The sequence below is a fragment of the Limosilactobacillus fastidiosus genome, assembly GCF_014145505.1.
Taxonomy (GTDB): domain Bacteria; phylum Bacillota; class Bacilli; order Lactobacillales; family Lactobacillaceae; genus Limosilactobacillus; species Limosilactobacillus fastidiosus.
Window position 1 is genome coordinate 1 of record NZ_JACIUZ010000032.1, and the last position, 21478, is coordinate 21478.

Below are 21478 nucleotides of genomic sequence, written 5' to 3' on the forward strand. Positions count from 1 at the left end.
TCTGACATCCTAGTTGTTATCGGGATTGGGGGATCTTACCTTGGAGCACGAATGGCCATTGATTTCTTACACAATACCTTCTACCAAGCTCAAAAGGCAGCTGATCGGAAGTTCCCTCTGGTTCTGTTTGCTGGTAACTCTTTGAGTTCGACTTACGTTCATGACTTGATTGAATTGATTGGAGATAAGGATTTCTCTGTGAATATTGTTTCCAAGTCTGGAACCACGACTGAACCTTCAATTGCTTTCCGGATTTTCAAGAACCTCTTAATCAAGAAGTACGGTGAAGAAGAAGCTAATCAGCGGATCTACGCTACTACGGATAAGGCTAAGGGGGCTTTGAAGACCGAAGCGGATGCCCATGGGTACGAAAGTTTCGTTATTCAAGACGGTATCGGTGGTCGTTACTCGGTCCTCTCACCAGTTGGTCTGTTGCCAATTGCCGTTTCGGGCGGGGATATCGATCAATTAATGGCTGGTGCAGCTCAAGCGGAAAAGGACTACACTGATCCAAAGTTGGAAAACAACGAGGCTTACCAATACGCAGCCTATCGGAACATCCTTTACCGGAAGGGCTACGAAACTGAATTGCTTGAAAACTATGAACCAAACATGACCATGTTTGCCGAATGGTGGAAGCAATTAGCTGGTGAATCCGAAGGGAAGGATCACAAGGGCATTTACCCATCCAGTGCTAACTTCACTACGGACTTACACTCTTTGGGTCAATACATCCAAGAAGGTCGCCGTTTCTTGATGGAAACCGTGGTTAAGCTCGATAAGCCCAACTATGACGTGGAAATCCCAAGCGAACCAGATAATCTGGATGGGTTAGGTTACTTGGAAGGCAAGACGATGGACTTTGCGAACACTAAGGCTTACGAAGCGGTAGTCGCCGCTCATACTGCAGGTGGCGTTCCGGTAATGACGGTTCACATTCCAGAAGAAAATGAATACACGCTGGGTTACCTGATCTACTTCTTTGAAGTGGCGATAGCAATATCTGGTTACCTCAACGGGATTAACCCATTTAATCAACCAGGGGTTGAAGCATATAAGGTAAACATGTTTGGACTTCTCGGCAAACCAGGATACGAAGAAGTCGGCAAGAAGTTGCGGGCGGAAATGGACGAGGATAAGTAAGGAGGGATTGCTATGTTATTAGGAAGCATTGAAGCTGGTGGAACAAAATTTGTTTGTGCCGTTGGTAATATTAACTACCAAGTTCAAGATTCGATTCATATTCCCACAACGACTCCTGAAGAAACGATTCAAAAGTGTATCGAATGGTTTGAACAATATAAAGATGATTTAAGCGCCATTGCTATCGCTTCATTCGGACCAATCGAGATTCGGAAAAGTTCGCCAAAGTATGGCTACATTACTAATACTCCGAAGAAGGGGTGGCAAGATACTGATTTTGTCGGCCTATTTAAGAAACACTTCAATATTCCAGTTGCTTGGACAACGGATGTTAATGGATCGGCATATGGTGAATATGTTCTTTCAACTCTGTTTAATAAGCAGATTAATTCACTTGTTTACTACACAATCGGAACTGGTGTCGGTGCCGGTGCTGTAATTGATGGTAAATTTGTTGGTGAATTGGGGCACCCCGAAATGGGACATATTCGATTAAAACGGCACCCTGACGACCTTGACTTTAAGGGAATTTGCCCATTCCATGGCGACTGTCTTGAAGGACTAGTTAGTGGTCCAACATTTGAAGCACGTTTAGGCAGGAAGGGTAAAGACGTTCCGTTGACTGATCACGTTTGGGACATCATGGCTTACTATGTTGCCCAAGCTGCTGTTGACGCAACCCTGATGTTCCGCCCAGGACAAATTGTCTTTGGTGGTGGTGTTGTTAGTGAAGAATTCTTGAAGAAGGTTCGCCGTGAATTCAAGAAACTTCTTAATGGTTATGTTGAAGTTGGTGACCTTGATAAGTACATTACCATGCCGTTAGCTCAACACAATGGTTCCGCTACCATTGGTGACTTTGCCCTTGCATTAAAGGCAGCAACAAATTAGAGAGTGTCTTCGCTCAAAGATTTTCCAAAAGACTAGCAATTTCTCCTGACAAAGGAAGCTACCTAGAACATTAACTTTAGCGTGCTGTCTGCTCAAACGACCTTTATCAAAAATATATCCATAATTTAGTAAATTAGAATAATCATTTAAAGGAGGTGAGACTTATGGCATTTAACAAGAGTTTAGCAGGTTACTATGACGATTTGGCCCACGTTGGGATCCCAACTGATGACTTGAAGAAGACAATTGCTTTCTGGGAAAAGTTAGGTTTCAAGAAGCAAGGTCAATTCGATACTGATGACCAAGGACACCAAGTGGTATTCATGAAGGTTGGTCACTTGATGTTAGAGATTTGGGATGGTGATGGTGCTGTCCGCAGGACTGGTGCAATTAACCATATCTCATTAAACGTTGAAGACGCAGATGGTGCATTTAAGGCCGCTAAAAAAGAAGGATTCAATGTTAAGGAAGACGAAGTTCAACACCTTGACTTCTGGAAGCATGGAATTAAGTTCTTTAACATTGTTGGCCCAAACGATGAAACCATTGAATTTTGTGAAGTTGTTAAGGATTAATCCCCACTAAAGGTCTTATCCCTTGGTTCAGATCGATCCTAATCACCTTGTTAGTGTAGGAGGAATATCTGATGAAAGCTTTAGTAATGACTGGTAAGAAAAAGTTAGAAATTGATGACAACTACAAGAAGCCAGAAGTTAAGCCTAATGAAGTTTTAGTTCACACTGCCTGGGCTGGTATTTGTGGAACCGATAAGGCTTTGTATAATGGCCTTCCTGGTTCAGCTGATGCTGTTCCACCAATTGTATTAGGACACGAAAACTCTGGTGTAGTTGCTGCTGTTGGTAGTGAAGTTGAAGACTTTAAAGTTGGTGATCGGGTTAGCGTCGATCCAAACATCTATTGTCACAAGTGTTTCTATTGCCGAACATCCCGTCCAGAACTTTGTGAACACCTTGATGCCGTTGGTGTTACCCGTGACGGTGGCTTTGAAGAATACTTTACTGCTCCAGAAGAAGTTGTTTATCATGTTCCTGACAATGTTTCACTTGAAGCTGCAGCCGTAATTGAACCAATTTCATGTGCAATGCACGCTGTTGACTTACTAACTACTCACCCATACCAAAACGCATTGATTATTGGTGATGGCTTTGAAGGTCAACTAATTGCTCAAATCTTGAAGGCTCGCGGTGTTCGTGAAGTTACTCTTGCCGGAACCGTTGACGAAAAGCTTGAAAATAACCGGAAGCACTTCGGTTTTAAGACCATTAATAACATGACTCACCCAGAAGAAGTAAAGCAGGATTCATACGACATTGTAGTTGAAGCTGTTGGTTTACCAAAGACTCAGGAACAAGCCGTTGAAGCTGCTCGCCGTGGTGGTCAAGTATTAATGTTTGGTGTTGGTAACCCTGATTCAGAATTTAAGGTAAATACTTACAAGGTTTACCAAAAGCAATTAACGATTCAAGGAACCTTCATCAACCCGTACACTTTCGAAGATTCGATTGCCTTACTTCAATCCGGTGACGTTGATCCATTACCATTAATTTCTAATGTTTTGGACTTCGCTCACGTTGAAGACTTTGTTAGTGGTAAGTTAGGTAATATTTCAAAAGCAATTGTTAAGGTTGCCGGCGAAGATGCCTAAGTTATGTTGTTAGGGTAAGCGTATTTTCTACATCTTATTTCAAATCTTTTTCTGAGGCTTTTTCACCATTTGGCGTGGACAAGCATGTCTTTCCAAATTTGAGCTTTCATTGATTAGGTATAGAAAATTTATTTTATGAGAAGGGGAACGAGAGAGAATGAAAGAATCAACGTTTATTAACTGGTTAGGACGGATTGCCAGTATAATTGCTATTTTAATGTATGTTTCTTACGTTGCACAGATTTACAATAACCTGCATGGAAATTATTGTGCACCGCTTCAACCGTTTGTTGCAGGTGTTAACTGTACTCTTTGGAGTATCTATGCATTCTTTAAGGAGGATCGTGACTGGCCAGTGTTCTGGGCCAATTTTCCAGGAATCTTCTTTAGCTTTGCAACATTCTTGACTTGTTTCCCTTGGTAAAATAGGTCAAATAAACTCCACATAGTATTAAAAAGGCTGGTAAGAAGCATCATTTCTTGCCAGCTTTTTTGATATCATATAATAATTATTAACCTAGATATTGGCGCTATTCAACGGGTGCTATCTTCTTTTATATATTAGATGTTAATTATTGATCCCTGTATTGGTTTACAATTGTCTTTTTGTTGGTTGAATTTATCGTCGGCTCGATATCCAAGGCTGAATCTGTTAGTAATCGTAACGGTAGTGCTAGAATGAAGATAGTAATTGAGTCTGGAGGCCGAAAGAATGGATTATAAGTATACAGGTGATGATTTTGATATAAAAAAAGCGCCAACTAAAGTTAAGGACAGCGCTAACAAATTAGATGGAATTAAGAAACAAATTGAAGAAAATCTTCATCATATTCGCCATGCGCAAAAGATGATGTATGCACGGCATAAATATGGGATCCTTGTAGTTTTTCAAGCATTAGACGCAGCTGGTAAGGATAGTATGATTGCTCATATTTTCTCTGGTGTAGATCCAATAGGCTTTAAGGTCGCTAATTTTGAACAACCGACGTCAACAGAACTCCGTCATGATTACCTTTGGCGGATTAATGAGGAATTGCCGTCCCGAGGGGAAATTGGTGTTTTTAATCGTTCATATTATGAGGATGTCCTCGTTTCACGTGTTCATCCAGAAATTGTTTTAAATGCTGATTTACCGGGAATTGATTCTTTGAGTGATGTTGATAGTCATTTCTTTAATGAACGTTACCATGATATTCGGGATTACGAAAGGTACCTCTCACGAAATGGATTTGTGATCTTTAAGTTCTTCCTTCATATTTCAAAGGAAGAGCAAAAGAAGCGCTTCTTGCGACGAATTAACCTTCCTAAGAAGCACTGGAAGTTTTCTTCATCTGATATTCGTGAACGTCAATATTGGGATCAGTACCAAAAGGCATACGAAAAGGCAATTAATGCGACCGCAACCAAGAAGAACCCGTGGTACGTTGTTCCCGCAGATGATAAGTGGTATTCACGGTTAATTGTTTCGGATATTTTAACTAAGGAAATTGAAAAATTACCATTGGCTTATCCTAAGTTATCTTCAGAAGAAGCGGCTAAATTAGATTCAGCAAAAGAAGAATTGTTGAACGAGAAGTGAGTTTGATTACAATAAATTCATTTTCTGTGCATTTGGGGTTATAATATGATTGATGAAGTAACTTAAGATTGGGGGGATAATGAATGAAAAAGTGTCCATGGTGTGGGAAAAAGGTGCCAAATGAGGAACAGATTTGTCCATCTTGTGGATATGATTTTAGTCGTGGTGAAATGAGTTCTTTTTATGATCAGCGACAACAAAAGCAAATTAAAAGTAAGATTCGTCATAAAAATGAAATGGTTATTGTTGCTGCTCTAGCGATTATTGCTGGAGGAAGCTATATTTTTAATAATCATCAAGAGCAGACTGAAGCTCAACAAAATATTCAGCAAACAACGAAGACGATTGCTGAATCTTCGTCTAGTGATGCTGAGCCTTCAAATAACTCAAGTAAGAGTTCTGTTAAAAAGTCTTCTGGATTAAAGAAGACTGAAAACAAGAAGACTATTAAGAACTCCCAATCTAAAAAGGATAACGCTAATGTTACAAAGGAGAGTAATGGAGTACAGTTAAAAGCTAGTATGGCACCCAACGAACTCGCTGCCGCAGTTGCTACCTATGCTGCTCAGAAGAATATTTCGAAGTGGCGGGATGTTGTTAACAATTCGGGTGAGAGTATCTTGATTAGAGAAACGACGGAACCAGATATTGTAAATTATCTGTCTGCGAAGGGAAGCGGAACTGTTTACGTTGCTTTTAATAGTAAGGATAGTAACAGAGAAGTTGTTTATTCCGCGTACACAATTAATCAGGATGGTAGCATAAATATTTATGAATTCGGTGTACCAAATGCACCACATACAGGTAATGTTTATAATCCGGTTGAAACTATTTCTCAACAAGATCTAATTAAGTATTTGAATAGTCATAAGCAAGCAAAGAATGTTCGGCAAATGGCCCAAAAAGTTGGGATTAGTTATGAATAAAGGCAATTTAATCAAAAAACGGTAACGTGGTTGAGACTATTAGTTTTAATTATGTTACCGTTTTTAGGATTGTAATTTATGCTGTAAGCACTATATTATGGAAGGGAGATTGCAAATCGAGGAGATAGTAATGTGTTAGCTTTCGAAAAAATACACCGAAAAGAAACAGTATCTTCGGAGAAAATTCATATTTTATTTGAACAATAAAAATGGATGTTTTTATTTAGGTTTAATGGCTATTCAATTAATTTTTTGCACTTTACTTAGTGTTCTCCTGCATTGAATGTTTTCACGTTAAAAGAACCACTACATTAGAATAAACTAAAATAAGTTCTCAGTATTGAATTACAAACACTGGGAACTTATTTGTATAATATTAGATAAGTAATGTTATAAGGAGTGAGACGATGAAAATTGGTTTTATTGGTACAGGGGTAATGGGTACCGGAATTATTAATAACCTTCTTAAGCATCAGGAAGTAGGAGTATATAACCGAACAAAATCTCATGCAGTAGCGGTGATGGAGAATGGCGCTCAGTGGTATGATACGCCAGCTGAGTTGACAAAGCAATCAGATGTTGTCTTTACGATGGTTGGCTTTCCGACAGATGTTGAAGAATTATATTTTGGCGAGAACGGAATTTTAACTAATGTTCATGCGGGCCAATACCTTGTCGATATGACGACTAGTAAGCCTTCATTGGCAAAGAAAATTGCCGAAGAAGGGGCTAAACAAGGAGTTCATGTTTTAGATACACCAGTTTCTGGCGGTGATATTGGGGCGAAGAAGGGTACACTTACAGCAATGGTGGGTGGTCAAAAAGAAGACCTTAACACGTTACAACCGTTATTCGAGCAATTCTCATCCTCGGTTCAGTATTTCGGTGACGCAGGAAGTGGGCAGAATGCTAAGATGGCTAACCAGATTATGATTGCGGGAACAATGTTAGGAATGAGCGAAGCGTTGGTTTACGCAAAGGCTGCTCAACTGAATCTCCGAGAGGTAATGAAAACACTTCAATCGGGCGCAGCCGAGAACTTTAGCCTTGGCATTTATGGCCCACGAATTTTAAAGGGCGATTACACTCCTGGATTCTTTGCTAAGCACTTTCTTAAAGACTTACGAATTGCACTCGAAGAAGCGCAAAAGATGGGGATCAAGGTGCCAATGACAAGGGAAGCGACTAGGTTATATAATGAACTGATTAATGCTGGTTATGGTAATGATGGAACTCAAGCCTTGGTTAAATTATGGTGGGGCTAAATCCTAGAAAACATTATCTTGACCATATCTACAGATTGGCAGACGGGGACAGCTATTACATTTCGGCTTTCTTGCTATACATTGGTAACGACCAAAGAAGATCATTGCGTGGTGGTGGCGAGCCATTCAACTTTCAGAACAGCTTTCTGTAGTTGCTTTTTCAATCTGAAGAACAGTTGCATTTGGTTTAACCATTCCTAAGCATCGTGCTATGCGGCTAACAGGGGTATCAACCGGGAAGGCGAGAATATGGAAATATTCGGCAAGCACAAAGTTAGCAACTTTTCGTCCTCCTCCAGTTAGCCTAGTTAATTCTTTCATAATATGAGGAATTTCACCATTAAAGTTGGTTATAATTTCTCGTTCGACGTTAACGAGATATTTGGCTTTATTATGATAAAGACCAAGAGATTGGATGAAAGGTTCAACATATTCTGGTTCAGCTTTGGCGAGTAATTGGGGGGAACGGGGAAAAAGTGCTGGAGTAACCAGATTGACTGGTTTATCCGTTGATGGTGCACTTACGATGGTGGCTAATAAGAAATGAAAGGTTGTATCAGTAGTTAATGTTGTTTCGACTTTAGAGATACATTGTACGCATTTGATGAATTGCATCTATAATTTTCTTATTAGTAAGCATAGAAACCTCTCCTTATATTTTGCGTTATTATAAAACAAATAAATACTTTTAAGAACTTATCTGTAATACTTATCTGTCGTGTGATAATTATATATATATATATATATATATATATATATATATACGGCTGCGCGGGATTTCGGCATTTTTATAATAAATAATTTTAAAAAATATTGCGCTTTCATTTGACATTTAACCCATAAGAAGGTATAACTAATAGTGAACATTTGATAAATAATATTGTTTATCGATTGTTTATAACTGGAAGGACTAGTATTTTAGTGGTTTCACTAAAATATTGTAGTGTTGGCAAATGACTTCTAGTTATCATGCTTAAACTGAACGTAATTTAATTGGTAAATGCTTTATCCTCAACTGGAATCATCGTCGCCTCCCTATGACTATGATTTCATAAACATTAAATGGTTGTTACTATAACTTGGGTACACACTATCTAAACGCTTACCCCCTAAATAACCTGAGTTATAAGTGGTCTACAATCAGCCTAATTAAATTAGTGACGCTTAGACATGCTCTAAGAGATCTGCTAGATTGATCTCTATAGGAAGACTTTCCAGAATTCCCCATTTCTGGAAGGCTTTTTTAGTTTTAAATAACTTATTCTGGGTTAAATGGATAATTAGAATTCTTTCATAATTACTCAATTAAATAAAAATATAACATTTATTTAAATTACAATTGACCAAAGTGCAATCGGTTGTTAGAATAAGTTAGTGTTTTCTTATTATTCTAATCTAAATTTAATGAAGAAGGAGGAATGGTTATGAGTTTTTGGAAAATAATTACCCGAAAAGAAGATCCGCGTGTCTACGCTAATAAAGACGGCCATTTGGTTCGTTCGCTGAAGGTGCGGGATTTCTTAGCACTTGGGGTCGGTACAATTGTCTCCACCTCTATTTTCACTCTTCCTGGTGAAGTGGCGGCAATGCACACTGGACCATCAGTTGCAATTTCATTTTTACTTGCGGCGGTGGTGGCCGGATTAGTTGCATTTGCTTATGCGGAAATGTCCGCGGCAATGCCGTTTGCTGGTTCAGCATATTCGTGGATTAACGTTGTTTTTGGCGAATTTTTTGGTTGGATTGCGGGTTGGGCGCTGCTTGCGGAATACTTTATTGCGCTAGCTTTTGTTGGATCTGGACTTTCAGCTAACTTCCGGGCACTGATTGCACCACTGGGGTTGAAGCTCCCGGCATCATTGTCAAATGCGTTTGGAACTGATGGCGGAATCGTCGACTTAGTTTCGGTTCTTGTTATCGCCTTAGTTGCTGCTCTGATTTCTCGTGGGGTTTCCCGGGCAGCGCGGGTTGAAAATATTTTAGTTGTTTTGAAGGTTATTGCTGTTCTCCTATTTATTGTGGTTGGTTTGACTGCTCTTCATGCTACCAACTATGTACCGTTCATTCCTAAATACCATGAAACGGCAAACGGGCCCTTCGGTGGATGGCAAGGAATCTATGCTGGTGTTTCAATGATTTTTCTGTCATATATTGGTTTTGATTCGATTGCGGCTAACTCTGCGGAAGCAGTTAATCCACAAAAGACAATGCCACGAGGAATCCTGGGGTCCCTTGCGATTGCCGTAATCTTGTTTGTAGCGGTTAGTTTAGTCCTTGTTGGTATGCTTCCATATGGAAAATATGCTAACAGTGCTGAACCGGTTGGACTTGCACTTCGGGCTGCTGGTCATGCTGGTGTAGCAACGGTGGTTCAGACAATTGCGGTTGTTGGGATGTTTACCGCATTGATCGGAATGAGTATGGCTGGATCACGATTGATTTACTCGTTTGGTCGTGACGGCATGCTGCCAAAGTGGCTTGGTAAGTTGGATAAAAGTAACCGACCAAACCGAGCACTATGGACTTTAACGATTGTTGGAATTTTGATTGGAGCTTTTTTCCCATTCGCCTTCCTTTCACAATTGATTTCTGCTGGGACCTTGATTGCGTTTATGTTTGTTTCAATTGGAATTTATCCATTGCGTCGTCGGGAAGGTAAAGATATCAATAATCCAGCGTTTAAGGTACCGCTTTACCCCATTCTGCCAGCCCTTGGCTTTATTGCATCGTTCATGGTCTTCATGGGACTGGATTATCAAGCCAAGATCTACGCTGGTGGTTGGTTTGTCCTTGGCTTAATAATCTATTTTGCCTATGGTATGAAGCACTCGTACTTAAACAAAAAATAGAGTGCTAGTCCTAACAAGTATCTGGTGAATACATTTCGGCATGGTAACCTAGATCGCTATCACTAGCATTTAAAAACATAAAATAGGGGAGGAATTGCTAATGGGATCAATGAAAAATAACCATCAAATCTTAGCAAAAGAAAATAAGTCATTTGCAACTGCAGCACGGGTTAAATATTACGATATCGTTATTGATAGTGGGCGAGGCGCAATTTTAACTGATGCTGACGGTAACCAATACATTGATTTATTAGCAAGTGCTAGTTCTACTAATACGGGTCATTGTCACCCCAAAGTTGTTAAAGCTATTCAAGAGCAGCTTCAAAAGATTATTCAATATACACCAGCATATTTTGCTAATAGCCAAGCCGCTTGCTTGGCACCCCGGTTAGCAAAGTTAGCCCCAATGTCAGGCCCGGTTGAAGTAGTCTGGGGAAATTCTGGATCAGACGCAAATGATGCAATTATCAAGTTTGCACGGGCTTATACCGGACGCCAATATATTGTTTCCTTTACCGGGGCATATCATGGATCCACGTATGGTTCGATGACGCTTTCTAGTGTTTCACTTAATATGGCACGGAAGATGGGCCCACTGCTTCCCGGAGTAGTTAAGGTGCCGTTCCCTGATCCATGGGATAAACTCCCTAATGAAACTGAGGAACAATTTGTTAAGCGCTATTTTAAAATGTTTAAGTTGCCTTTTGAAACCTACCTTCCAGTTGACGAGGTTGCGGCAATCTTGATTGAACCAATCCAGGGTGATGGTGGAATCGTTAAAACACCACCGGAATTTATGAAGAAGATTTACCAATTCGCCAAGGAGCATGGAATTCTTTTCGCAATTGATGAAGTTAACCAAGGAATGGGGCGGACTGGTAAGTGGTGGTCAATTCAACATTTTGGGATTGAACCAGATCTGATGTCAATTGGGAAGTCTTTGGCTTCGGGAATGCCACTTAGTGCTGTTGTTGGACGAAAAGAAATAATGGAATCCCTTGGTGCACCGGCAAATGTTTACACGACTGCGGGTAACCCAGTGACGACTGCTGCGGCTAATGCAACTTTAGATGTAATTCAAGAAGAACACCTCCTTGAACGATCAACTAAACTTGGTAAAAAAGCCCGGCAATTCTTTGAAGGCGAGCAAGCAAAATATGATTTTATCGGTGATGTGCGGATGTACGGTCTGGACGGTGGAATTGATATTGTAGATCCACAGACAGGCAAGGGCGATACTGAAGCAACAACGCGAATTATGTACCGTGTATTTGAACTTGGTGCCATTATTATTAGTCTACGGGGGAATATTCTTCGCTTCCAACCACCGCTAGTAATTACTGAGGAAGAACTTGATCAAGCCTTTGCAATACTTGATCAGGCATTTGCTGAAGAAGCAGCTGGAAAACTTTCCCTTCCAGAAAATGCTGAAGAACTAGGCTGGTAGGCTCCAATAAACTTTTTATAGGGCAAGGCTCCCGATCCTCAATCGGTGTCTTGCCCTTTAGTATGTGCTTGAGCTAAGCTTGATTGTAGGATACTAGTTATTCCTTAATGTTAAGGAATAGCTTACTTGCAAGTGGTTAACAATTTCGGTTATACTTTAATCGCCGTCTTAGCTCAGATAGGTAGAGCACATCCATGGTAAGGGTGATACGGCGGTTCAACTCCGCCAGACGGCTTTTAATTATTGAGCTAAACGTTGATATAACAGCGTTTAGCTTTTTGCTTTGAACAGTTTTTAGCAGAAAAGTGAGATGTTCCAAAAATGCGTTACAGCAAGAACTAAAGGGTGACAATTAATTGTTATAATATCAATGCTTCAATACCAATTTACTTGTTGTGACAAAAAAGACTCTAATATATTTTAATGGGTAAACAATCATTGCCCAAGCAGGAAGTCATTTAGACGGAAATACGGCGGTTGCTTTACCATTGTATTTTTCATCAAATTATCGTCATGAATCACTAGCAGAGCTAAGGGCTTTAATCCCCATCAAGGTTATACTTATTCACGTGTTGCTACGCCTAACCGGTCTGTCCTTGAGCAAACGATGGCAAAACTTGAAGGTGGCACTGCTGGATTTGCTCTTAGTTCAGGGATGGCTGCTATTCAACTAGCCCTCAGTATTTTGAAGCCAGGCGATCAATTAATTTCTTTGGATGACTTATATGGTGGAGACTTTCGTTATTTCCGTTATCTTCATAAACATGTTGGGGTTGATTTTGACCAGTGGGATGGCCAACGGATTAGTGATTTACTGCAGAAGATTACTCCCTGAACAAAGATAATTTGGTTAGAAACGCCGTCTAATCCGACAATGAAAAAACTAAACATTACCCAAATTACGGCAGCGGTTCACCGAAAAAATGCTCAAATCTTAGTGATCGTTGATAACACTTTCTATACACCGGTTTATCAGCGACCACTAACTGAAGGGGCAGATGTGGTTGTTCACTCGGCAACTAAGTACCTTTCTGGACATAATGATCTTTTGGGCGGAATTCTGGTTTGTAGGGACCGGAAGTTGGCAAAAAAATATTTTGAGTACTATATTACGACTGGCGATACGCTTGATTCTTTTGATTCATGGTTGTTATTGCGAAGTCTGAAAACTCTAACAATCCGAGTTAGGCAGCACACGAAAAATGCCCAGGCAATTGTTAAATACTTAAAGGATGAACCCCGGATTGATAAGGTCCTTTATCCGGGACAAGGTGGCATGATTAGTTTCTATGTAAAGGATGAAGCGGATGTAGCAAGATTTCTTGATAATGTAAAAATTATTACTTTTGCCGAGAGCCTTGGTGGAGTTGAAAGTTTAATTACAATCCCGTATTACCAGACACATGCCGATGTTGAAATTGAGCAACGGCAACGGTTAGGAATTACACCAAAGTTGCTTCGGTTGTCGGTAGGACTTGAAGCAGCTGATGACTTAATAGAAGATTTAAAACAAGCATTGGATTCTTGATAAAAATAATGACCCTTAAAGTTCAGACTTTGCCAAGCTCTAAGGGCCTTTTATGTATTATATAAATTTTATTTCTTAAACATTTCCTTCCGCAATGAAGCGTAGATTGGTTGACCACCAAGTAAATTGCTAATGATGTAAGCAATGAACGTTAAGATTGCCATTGGAAAGACTTGGTCAACGGAGCCAACCATTTCGGTTAACAAGGTAATTGCGGTGAAGGGTGCTTCTTCAATCGCCCCAAAATAAGCGGCCATTGAAATGACAACGATGTTAAGAAAACAACTTGGAGCGATGATTCCCTGGTGAATTAAGATGACAGCGGCGATTGCTCCTAACAGGGCACCAAGGACAAGAATCGGCATGAAAATCCCGCCTGGTACTGAAGCACCGTAACTAATCATTGAAAAGCAGAACCGAATAATCAAGAATACCACGAGGATGGGTAATAATTTTAGTAAGTTTCCGGAAGTGTTAAGACTACCAATATAAGCAATGAACTTATGACTCCCGCCAAGAATTTTAGCGTTCCATAACCCAATTGGGATTACGAGTAACAGTGGGATAACGCTGTGGTAGATATTTGGTAACTTTACTTTGCTGTACCACCAACGGAGATTGAGGAGGGTATATTGGTAAACATAGGCTAAAATACCAAGAATGACACCTAAAATAATTAACCACAGATAATTCCCCTCTGGAAGATTATGGTGAAGTGGTAAATACAGGCAGGGACGAACACCAAAAAAGAGAATCGTAACAAGATCCGCTGAAATTGCCGAAGCTAACGCAGTAATACATGCCTGAGGTTGAAAATTAAACGTAATTTCTTCCATTAAAAAGATGGCGCCAGCAAGTGGTGCGCTAAAGGCAGCCGAAAGTCCTGCGGCAACACCACATTCTAGCAGGAACCGTTTTTCTTGAGAAGTAGTCTTAGAATGTTCGCCAAATAATTGACCAACACAAGCTCCCATTTGAATACATGGTCCTTCTCTTCCCAGAAATAACCCAGGACAAATTGCCAGTAAACCACCGACGAACTTTCGCCAAAGGACGCTTCCAGCATTCATGTGGTGCTCGTTTAAGAGAACTGCTTCAATTTGCGGGACCCCGGAACCAACTAGGTCAAGGAGACATGGCTTTAAGATTTTACTGAGGAGAAAAACGATTAATAGGGTAACTAAGATATAAGGAACTAGTAGCCAAAGGTGATTGACCATTAGTGGATAGACGAAGGCAAGAAAAGAAAGCGTTCGATCAATGATCCAGCGAAAAATACTGACGATTAATCCGGTAATTAAGCCAACGAAGATTCCCCTAATAATTAGGGAAACAAAGCTTATGGACATTGGTCGATTTAAAATATCTTTAGCACGTTTGATTGTCTGTAGCTGATTATCCATAGTAATATACTCCTCTATAATATTAGTTTAATTATAACACTCAGCTCGACTGGAATTGGGATATCTAGCCATGTTAAAATTAAACTATGTAGATAAAAATAGTCAACTCTTATAAGGGGAGGTAGTTAGATGGAATTTATCGCAACGCTAGCTGGGTTGCTTTTGGCAACACAGCTAGTTGCCCACTTATGTCGACGGGTTGAAATCCCTGAGGTGATAGGACAAATCCTGGTAGGGATTGTTGCGGGTCCAGCACTATTAAACTGGGTACACCTTAATTCAATGATGAATGAATTCCAAGAAATTGGGGTAATTATCCTGATGTTTATTGCTGGACTGGAAAGTGATCTTTCACTATTAAAAAAGTATCTTAAACCAGCGGTAATTGTTGCAATTATTGGTGTTATTGTTCCGATTGTTTTGATGGCTCCTGCAAGTTATTTCTTTGGTTTTACACCACTCGAGTCAATGTTCATTGGGGTTATCTTTTCCGCAACTTCGGTTAGTATTTCAGTGGCGGTCCTTCGTGAGTTCAAACGATTAGATAGTCGTGAAGGAGCAACAATTTTGGGAGCGGCAGTTGCCGATGATATTATCGGGGTTATCCTTTTGAGTATTATGATAAGTGTGGTTAATCAAGCTGAAGGAAAAACCGGTGGCCAGCCACTTTGGATGATCCTCCTTTTACAGGTACTGTTCTTTGGAGGAACTTACCTTGTTGTTAAGTGGTTAGCACCATACTTGATGCATCTTAGTGAACGACTATTAACAGTAGCATCCCCATCAGTAATGGCGATGATTATTTGTTTAGGGATGGCAGCAATTGCTGACTATGTTGGCTTGAGCGGTGCTGTTGGTTCCTTCTTTGCCGGAATTGCGGTTGGAAGTACTCACCGAAAAGAAACGATCAACCGCAGCTTTATTCCAATTGGTTATGCAATGTTTATTCCGCTGTTCTTTGTTAGTGTTGGGTTAAACATGCGTGTTGATCGCTTGAGTGAATCAATAATCCTTGTAATTGTGATGACCATTTTAGCTTGCTTAACTAAGCTTGTCGGCTGTGGCGCTGGTGCCTATATTTCTGGGTTTGATTTCAATAGTTCGTACGTTGTTGGTAGCGGGATGATTGCCCGTGGTGAAATGGCATTGATTACCGCGCAAATTGGTTATCAAGCACACCTATTGTCCCCGATGTATTACTCTGATGTAATCACAGTAATCATTGTAGCCACTGTATTGGCACCATTCATTTTGAAACATTCACTAGTTAAGGCAAGAGAAATTACCGCATAAAATCTTATATCATTTAAGAGCCGAAAAAACGGCTCTTTTTTAATGAGAAAGGAAAAGTATATGAAGTATTTGCTTGGAATTGATGTGGGCACGACCACGACTAAGGCAGTCTTGTATGATGAAAACGCCACAATTATCGGTCACTTTTCTAAGGGCTACCTACTTTATCGTGATCCACAAGGGATGGCAGAACAGGATCCCGAGGAGATCTTAGCAGCGGTTGAAACGGTAATTCAAGAAGCAGTATCCCAGGCAGATTTAGAAAAAGGCCAACTACTGGGAGTATCTTTTTCGACTGCTAACCAAAGCCTCCTTCTATTGGATAAGCATTTTCACCCCTTAACCCAGGTAATTACGTGGGCCGATACTCGTGCTCGTCATGTTGCTTCACAATTGAAGGGCTCTTCGGTGGGAAAGAGCATTTACCAAACAACGGGGACACCAATTCACCCAATGTCGCCATTAACTAAATTAATTTGGTTACAAAAAGAACACCCGGAACTTTTCCAGAAAATGGCTTATGTTGCGGATATTAAATCATATATATTCTGGCGACTATTTAAAAAATTTAAAGTGGATATCTCCGTTGCTAGTTGTACGGGAATGATGAATATTTATTCCAGAAAGTGGGATAAGGATGCTCTAAAGGTAGCTGGGATTAATGAGGACCAACTACCGGAGATTGTTGAACCGACTGCTCAAGAAACGACCATGGTAGAGGAAGAACGGCGGAAGATAGGAATTCCACCCGAGACACCATTTGTATATGGAGCATTCGATGGGGCCTTGTCTAATATTGGTGTGGGGGCAACTACGGCTAACCAGGTTGCCATAACAATTGGGACTTCGGCGGCAGTGCGGGTAATGACTGATCATCCGGTGATTGATCCCGAAGAACGACTGTTTTGCTATGCAGTAGATCGGAAACACTGGCTTGTTGGTGGCCCACTAAATAATGGTGGGGATATTTTTCAATGGGCAACTCATCAATTAGTCGATCAAGAAGTCTTAGAAAAAGAAAGGGTTGATCGATATACCTTAGCTAACCGCATAATTAAGGATACGCCAGCTGGAGCACATGGGCTCCTATTTCATCCTTACCTTGGTGGTGAACGCGCTCCAATTTGGAATGCTAACGCCAGGGGAGATTTCTTTGGCCTAACTGTCTTGCATACCCGAGCCGATATGTTACGAGCGGTCCTTGAGGGAATTAATTTGAATATTGCCCTTGTTTTTGAAACGGTGACGAGCCAAGTTGGTAAGCCAGCGATCGTGACGGCAACAGGTGGTTTTGCTCGTTCGGTGGTATGGCGGCAGATGTTAGCCGATGTTCTTAATTGTCAGGTTAATGTTCCCGATGCGTTTGAATCAGGATGCCTAGGTGCAGTTAACTTATTGATGCAGAGCTTGGGGATGGTAAAGGGCTACCAGAGCGTGACTAATTACATTGGCCGGGAGAGTAAGTACCAACCGGATCCAGAACAGGTGATGATTTATCAAAAGATTTTACCAGTATTTCGTCAGGTTGGAGAGCTTCTTACCCCTGCTTATTCAAAGATTGCTAATCTTCAGGATGAAATTGAATCGCTTCATTTGTCAGATTAAAGAGTGCTACAATAGGAGGATTAGTTTAAGGAGGGGTTTGAAGTGAATGAAGACCAAGAGCGACAATTAGAACAGCGACGGGTTGATTTAGTGATGAAGCAGATTGATAAGCAGATCACTGAAACCAAGAAGGCCCTTGCTGATGCCCATCAGGAAACACGGGCAGTTGAAAAGAATTACAGCGAAAATGCCTCAATTAACCGGTATGAAATTGATGATATCGCCGAATCACGGGCCATGATTGAACAGCAGCGGCAGTTGGTTTCACGGGCAGTTGAAAGTGAAACGATCCTCCGCCGGCAATTAAAGACGTTACAAAATCTTAAGCGAACCCCCTACTTTGGTCGGATTGATATTCAGGATCCGGGAAAAGATAAACCGGAAACGTTGTATATTGGGACTGCATCGTTAATGAATGATGATAAGACTGCGTTCCTGATATATGACTGGCGGGCACCGATCTCTGGTGTTTACTATAATGGAACCCTCGGTGAGGTCCGGTACGAAACACCAAATGGTAATCGGGAAACCATCCTTGTTAAGAAACGGCAATTTACGATTAAGGATGGTCGAATTATTAACATGTTTGATACGAATGAAACGGTGGGGGATGAGCTTCTTCAGGCTGCCCTCGGTGAGCAAAATGATCAATACATGCATAATATTGTGGCAACAATTCAACAGGAACAAAACGATATTATCCGCGATACCTATAGTGATCTCCTGTTAGTCCAAGGAGTTGCCGGTTCTGGGAAGACTTCGGCAATATTACAGCGGATCGCTTATTTGTTGTACCATAGTCGGACCGCGTTAAATGCTGACCAGATTGTGTTATTTAGTCCTAACCGCCTGTTTAGTCACTATATTTCGCAAGTTCTTCCTAGCCTTGGTGAACGAAACATGCGTCAAGTAACAATGTCAGGTTTTGTGCGTCGGCGCTTTGAGGGCTTACAGGTAGAAAATATTTTCGAGCGGTATGAGAAACGTCAACGAGCATCAAAACAGGATCGACGAATTGCGGATTTATTAGAAAGCAAAACAGCAATGCATGATGTCCACCGGTACACAACCCACCTACTTGATGAACAGCTACAATTTAGCAATATTACATTTGAGGGACGGGTCTTCTTTACCGCTGAACATATCCAGTCCCTGTACCGAAGCCAGCCTAATGCCATGAAGGCTGCTAACCGCATGGTGCAGTTAAAAAATCAATTAATCCGGGAATTACAGCGTCGGGTGAAGGTGGAAGCAAAGAAAGATTGGGTTGCTAAGGAACTTGATAGCCTTGACACCCAACAACTTCATAACCTGTATGGTAAAAAGTCGGTTGACGATTTCAAAGATGAGGATGAACAATATGCTTACTTAGCCTATCGTTGGGCTAAGCGGCGTCTCCGGATTGTTGCTGATGCCATCTATAATGACTACTTTATTGATATTTATAGTCAGTACGCTAGTTGGCTTCGTCAGTTGCCGCTTCCTGATGATATTCAACGAGCTGAATGGGAGAAGATGATCGCTAATTATGATGATGAGCTGGAATTACACCGTTTAGAAATGATGCATGCAGCTCCATTAATGTACTTACGTGATCTATTGATGGGGACGGGGCAAAATCATTCCTTTAAGTATGTCTTTATTGATGAGATGCAGGATTATTCTGTGGCAATGATGATGTATCTTCGTCATGCCTTTCCGGGAGCAAAGTTTACCGTTCTTGGCGATAGTGAACAGGCCCTGTTTAAGCCACTTGAGTTACCTGAAAAGATGCTGGAGCGGTTAAGTAACAACCTGGCTGCCAAACACCCTAATTTAATCTCGTTACGGCGAAGCTATCGTTCAACAAAGGAGATTACCGACTTTGCAAAATCTCTGCTACCGGATGGGGAACAAATAATGTCATTTACCCGCCATGGTGAACGACCGGCGCTCTTGGTTCGCTATTCTGATGAGGCTGTTGATCAGGCTCTCCAAATGAGGGTCGGAAAGTACCATGAACAATACGAAACTGTAGCTGTCCTCACTAAGAACCAGGAACAGGCCCAAAAAGTTTATCGTCAGTTACGGCGGCAATTTACCAAGGTCCACTTATTAGATATGAATGATACAGCGTTACCGGACGGGATTTTAGTTCTGCCGGTTTACTTAGCGAAAGGCCTCGAATTTGATTCCGTAATTGCCTATGATGTATCCCAAACGAATCTTCGGGGAACCGATGAAGTAGGGATGATTTATACAATGGCTACTCGGGCAATGCATGCTCTCACGATGATTAGTAACGGAAAAGTAAGCCCGGCAATTAATGAAAAAGCTAGTCAGCAGCTCACAATTGAACATGAGTTAACCAGGTAAAATGGTAGTAAAATTTCGTTGAAAAGCGTTTTCATTATGTATGGAATTATGTTAGTCTGGATGTGTTAGATTAATATGTGAGGAGATGCTTTTGCCATGGTTAAAGACGAATACACGTTAGTTTTAGTGAAGCCCGATGGTGTTCAAACACGTCATATCGGGGAAATTATTACCCGGATCGAACGCAAGGGCTACAAAATCGAAGCGCTAAAGATGATTCAACCAACAGAAGAATTACTTCGTCAACACTATGCCGATAAGGTTGATAAACCATTCTTCCCAGAATTGCTTAAATACATGACTGAAGGACCAATTGTGGGGATTGTCGTTTCAGGAACAAACGTTATTAAAGCAATCCACAACATGGCTGGTGCAACTAACCCTGTTGAAGCTGAATGGGGAACCATTCGTGGTGATTATGGTCGTGAATGGCCCGATGGTAACCTTCGTAATATTGTTCATACTTCTGACGAACCAGCATCCGCTACTAAGGAAATTAAAATTTGGTTCCCAGAATTTGAATTTGAACAAGGCTAATCCAAAAAGTAGAGAATAACTAAAGATGAAGAATGATTCGAAGTGAGTCGTCCTTCATCTTTTATTTTTAAATTTATGAAATGAAGCTTATTGTTAGCGCTTTTTATTTAAAAGGATTAGGATAAAATTAATTAGACTAAGAACCGAGTCAAATTCTCGGCTATCTCTAACTAAGATAAAGGAATTGAGTAAAGGAGCGGTGATTAGTAATGACAGAGACATTAAATTGGGATCATACAGTAGCTGACGTAACAGATTTACCTGCTGCAATTGATTATTTCAACAGTAAGGGTTTAAAATTTATCGCTGGTGGAAAACACGAAGCGTGGGGAACTGAAGATGCCCGTGACTATTTTGGGTTAAACTATTTAGGATTAATTACTGTAGCTAACCCGGAAAGGGCACACTCGTTCACGTATGAGAATAATTCAAGTATATTTACCGCAGTTGAAGATTATTTTAACGGCCTTCAGCGATTTACCACGATTGCCATTCGGACCAATGATATTGCTGCTACTCGTCAGCGACTCCAAGAATTAGGCTTAGAGGTTGGTGAAATCATCAATGGTGAACGGTTAACACCAACTGGTAACCTTATTCAGTGGCAAATGTTTTGCGTTAATGGCGAGCTCGCTCATTACCTACCAGCACCATTCTTCATTCAATGGGGACGAGATGATGATTCACGACGCGAAAGCCTCAAGAGTCAGGGAATTATTAAGTTTCATCCAGCTGGTGAATTATTTGTAAAGCGGGCTATTTTCCACGTTACTGATCCACAAGAAGCGGCTAAGCAATGGTCAGCGATTTTACAAAGTGAAGTTACTCGTGAAGGAAAAGACTTTATCGTTAGACTGGGTGACAAGGAATTAAAGTTTGAACATGGTGATGAAAATCGCTTATTTAAGTTGATCTATCATGGCGCAAAGGAATCTCAACAATTAAGGTTAGGCCAGATTCGGTTGGATCTAGAAAAAGAGAAATAGAATTA

Annotated in this window: 17 protein-coding genes, 1 tRNA gene and 1 pseudogene; 17 read left to right on the forward strand and 2 right to left on the reverse strand. The window is 40.8% G+C overall.

Annotated elements, in window-relative coordinates; genetic code table 11:
* The 8 genes from H5R64_RS04810 to H5R64_RS04845 form a co-directional block, all read left to right on the forward strand.
* Positions 1 to 1143: glucose-6-phosphate isomerase (locus H5R64_RS04810; protein ID WP_182582921.1), on the forward strand; the 1143-nt coding region annotated here is incomplete at its 5' end.
* Positions 1144 to 1155: 12 nt separating this feature from the next.
* Positions 1156 to 2034, forward strand: a complete 879-nt coding sequence (gene scrK / locus H5R64_RS04815) for a fructokinase ScrK (protein WP_182581062.1) — start codon at positions 1156 to 1158, stop codon at positions 2032 to 2034.
* Positions 2035 to 2198: 164 nt separating this feature from the next.
* Complete coding sequence (locus tag H5R64_RS04820; RefSeq protein WP_182581063.1) at positions 2199 to 2609, forward strand: VOC family protein; 411 nt, start codon at positions 2199 to 2201, stop codon at positions 2607 to 2609.
* A gap of 71 nt (positions 2610 to 2680) precedes the next feature.
* Positions 2681 to 3700: a zinc-dependent alcohol dehydrogenase family protein gene (locus H5R64_RS04825; RefSeq protein ID WP_182581064.1), complete on the forward strand. Its 1020-nt coding sequence runs from the start codon at positions 2681 to 2683 to the stop codon at positions 3698 to 3700.
* A gap of 157 nt (positions 3701 to 3857) precedes the next feature.
* The gene (locus H5R64_RS04830; RefSeq protein WP_182581065.1) at positions 3858 to 4124 is read left to right on the forward strand and encodes a SemiSWEET family transporter; all 267 of its coding nucleotides are present in this window, start codon (positions 3858 to 3860) and stop codon (positions 4122 to 4124) included.
* A 288-nt stretch (positions 4125 to 4412) separates the two neighbouring features.
* Positions 4413 to 5279 (forward strand): PPK2 family polyphosphate kinase, encoded by an 867-nt coding sequence (locus H5R64_RS04835; RefSeq protein WP_182581066.1) that lies wholly within the window; start codon positions 4413 to 4415, stop codon positions 5277 to 5279.
* Between the two features lie 83 nt (positions 5280 to 5362).
* Positions 5363 to 6205 carry a zinc-ribbon domain-containing protein gene (locus H5R64_RS04840; RefSeq protein WP_182581067.1) on the forward strand — a complete coding sequence of 281 codons (843 nt, stop codon included), beginning with the start codon at positions 5363 to 5365 and terminating at the stop codon, positions 6203 to 6205.
* A gap of 407 nt (positions 6206 to 6612) precedes the next feature.
* Entirely contained in the window at positions 6613 to 7470 is an 858-nt protein-coding gene (locus tag H5R64_RS04845) for an NAD(P)-dependent oxidoreductase (RefSeq protein WP_182581068.1), read from the forward strand.
* 126 nt (positions 7471 to 7596) lie between these two features.
* On the opposite strand, the gene H5R64_RS04850 is transcribed toward H5R64_RS04845, so the two are convergent.
* On the reverse strand, positions 7597 to 8085 hold the full coding sequence (locus H5R64_RS04850) for an endonuclease III domain-containing protein (protein WP_231797916.1): 489 nt from the start codon (positions 8083 to 8085) through the stop codon (positions 7597 to 7599).
* Positions 8086 to 8894: 809 nt separating this feature from the next.
* Between H5R64_RS04850 and H5R64_RS04855 the strand changes: the two genes are divergently transcribed.
* From H5R64_RS04855 to H5R64_RS04870, 4 genes and pseudogenes are all read left to right on the forward strand, one after another.
* Positions 8895 to 10319 carry an APC family permease gene (locus H5R64_RS04855; protein ID WP_182582965.1) on the forward strand — a complete coding sequence of 475 codons (1425 nt, stop codon included), beginning with the start codon at positions 8895 to 8897 and terminating at the stop codon, positions 10317 to 10319.
* A 109-nt stretch (positions 10320 to 10428) separates the two neighbouring features.
* Positions 10429 to 11766, forward strand: coding sequence for an aspartate aminotransferase family protein (locus H5R64_RS04860; protein ID WP_407657577.1), 1338 nt, complete (start codon positions 10429 to 10431; stop codon positions 11764 to 11766).
* A 162-nt stretch (positions 11767 to 11928) separates the two neighbouring features.
* A tRNA-Thr gene (locus H5R64_RS04865) sits at positions 11929 to 12001 on the forward strand.
* A gap of 199 nt (positions 12002 to 12200) precedes the next feature.
* Positions 12201 to 13294, forward strand: a pseudogene (locus tag H5R64_RS04870) (trans-sulfuration enzyme family protein).
* A 68-nt stretch (positions 13295 to 13362) separates the two neighbouring features.
* Here the strand turns inward: H5R64_RS04870 and H5R64_RS04875 are convergent.
* Positions 13363 to 14697: a ClC family H(+)/Cl(-) exchange transporter gene (locus tag H5R64_RS04875; RefSeq protein ID WP_182581488.1), complete on the reverse strand. Its 1335-nt coding sequence runs from the start codon at positions 14695 to 14697 to the stop codon at positions 13363 to 13365.
* 129 nt (positions 14698 to 14826) lie between these two features.
* Here H5R64_RS04875 and H5R64_RS04880 point away from each other — a divergent pair, with 129 nt between their 5' ends.
* The 5 genes from H5R64_RS04880 (at position 14827) to H5R64_RS04900 (ending at position 21473) form a co-directional block, all read left to right on the forward strand.
* Positions 14827 to 15990 carry a cation:proton antiporter gene (locus H5R64_RS04880; RefSeq protein WP_182582969.1) on the forward strand — a complete coding sequence of 388 codons (1164 nt, stop codon included), beginning with the start codon at positions 14827 to 14829 and terminating at the stop codon, positions 15988 to 15990.
* 60 nt (positions 15991 to 16050) lie between these two features.
* Positions 16051 to 17595, forward strand: coding sequence for a gluconokinase (locus H5R64_RS04885; protein WP_182582971.1), 1545 nt, complete (start codon positions 16051 to 16053; stop codon positions 17593 to 17595).
* A gap of 42 nt (positions 17596 to 17637) precedes the next feature.
* A complete protein-coding gene (gene helD / locus H5R64_RS04890; RefSeq protein ID WP_325064703.1) occupies positions 17638 to 19950 on the forward strand; it encodes an RNA polymerase recycling motor HelD in 2313 nt (770 codons plus the stop codon).
* Between the two features lie 96 nt (positions 19951 to 20046).
* The gene (ndk, locus tag H5R64_RS04895; protein ID WP_182582973.1) at positions 20047 to 20487 is read left to right on the forward strand and encodes a nucleoside-diphosphate kinase; all 441 of its coding nucleotides are present in this window, start codon (positions 20047 to 20049) and stop codon (positions 20485 to 20487) included.
* 209 nt (positions 20488 to 20696) lie between these two features.
* Positions 20697 to 21473 (forward strand): VOC family protein, encoded by a 777-nt coding sequence (locus H5R64_RS04900; protein ID WP_182582975.1) that lies wholly within the window; start codon positions 20697 to 20699, stop codon positions 21471 to 21473.
* Positions 21474 to 21478: the final 5 nt, after the last annotated feature.

Excerpts from the sequence above, each read along its gene's own strand:
- scrK (WP_182581062.1), top strand. The coding sequence starts at position 1,156 with ATGTTATTAGGAAGCATTGAAGCTGGTGGAACAAAATTTGTTTGTGCC.
- H5R64_RS04820 (WP_182581063.1), top strand. The coding sequence starts at position 2,199 with ATGGCATTTAACAAGAGTTTAGCAGGTTACTATGACGATTTGGCCCAC.
- H5R64_RS04825 (WP_182581064.1), top strand. The coding sequence starts at position 2,681 with ATGAAAGCTTTAGTAATGACTGGTAAGAAAAAGTTAGAAATTGATGAC.
- H5R64_RS04830 (WP_182581065.1), top strand. The coding sequence starts at position 3,858 with ATGAAAGAATCAACGTTTATTAACTGGTTAGGACGGATTGCCAGTATA.
- H5R64_RS04835 (WP_182581066.1), top strand. The coding sequence starts at position 4,413 with ATGGATTATAAGTATACAGGTGATGATTTTGATATAAAAAAAGCGCCA.
- H5R64_RS04840 (WP_182581067.1), top strand. The coding sequence starts at position 5,363 with ATGAAAAAGTGTCCATGGTGTGGGAAAAAGGTGCCAAATGAGGAACAG.
- H5R64_RS04845 (WP_182581068.1), top strand. The coding sequence starts at position 6,613 with ATGAAAATTGGTTTTATTGGTACAGGGGTAATGGGTACCGGAATTATT.
- H5R64_RS04850 (WP_231797916.1), bottom strand. The coding sequence starts at position 8,085 with ATGCAATTCATCAAATGCGTACAATGTATCTCTAAAGTCGAAACAACA.
- H5R64_RS04855 (WP_182582965.1), top strand. The coding sequence starts at position 8,895 with ATGAGTTTTTGGAAAATAATTACCCGAAAAGAAGATCCGCGTGTCTAC.
- H5R64_RS04860 (WP_407657577.1), top strand. The coding sequence starts at position 10,429 with ATGAAAAATAACCATCAAATCTTAGCAAAAGAAAATAAGTCATTTGCA.
- H5R64_RS04875 (WP_182581488.1), bottom strand. The coding sequence starts at position 14,697 with ATGGATAATCAGCTACAGACAATCAAACGTGCTAAAGATATTTTAAAT.
- H5R64_RS04880 (WP_182582969.1), top strand. The coding sequence starts at position 14,827 with ATGGAATTTATCGCAACGCTAGCTGGGTTGCTTTTGGCAACACAGCTA.
- H5R64_RS04885 (WP_182582971.1), top strand. The coding sequence starts at position 16,051 with ATGAAGTATTTGCTTGGAATTGATGTGGGCACGACCACGACTAAGGCA.
- ndk (WP_182582973.1), top strand. The coding sequence starts at position 20,047 with ATGGTTAAAGACGAATACACGTTAGTTTTAGTGAAGCCCGATGGTGTT.
- H5R64_RS04900 (WP_182582975.1), top strand. The coding sequence starts at position 20,697 with ATGACAGAGACATTAAATTGGGATCATACAGTAGCTGACGTAACAGAT.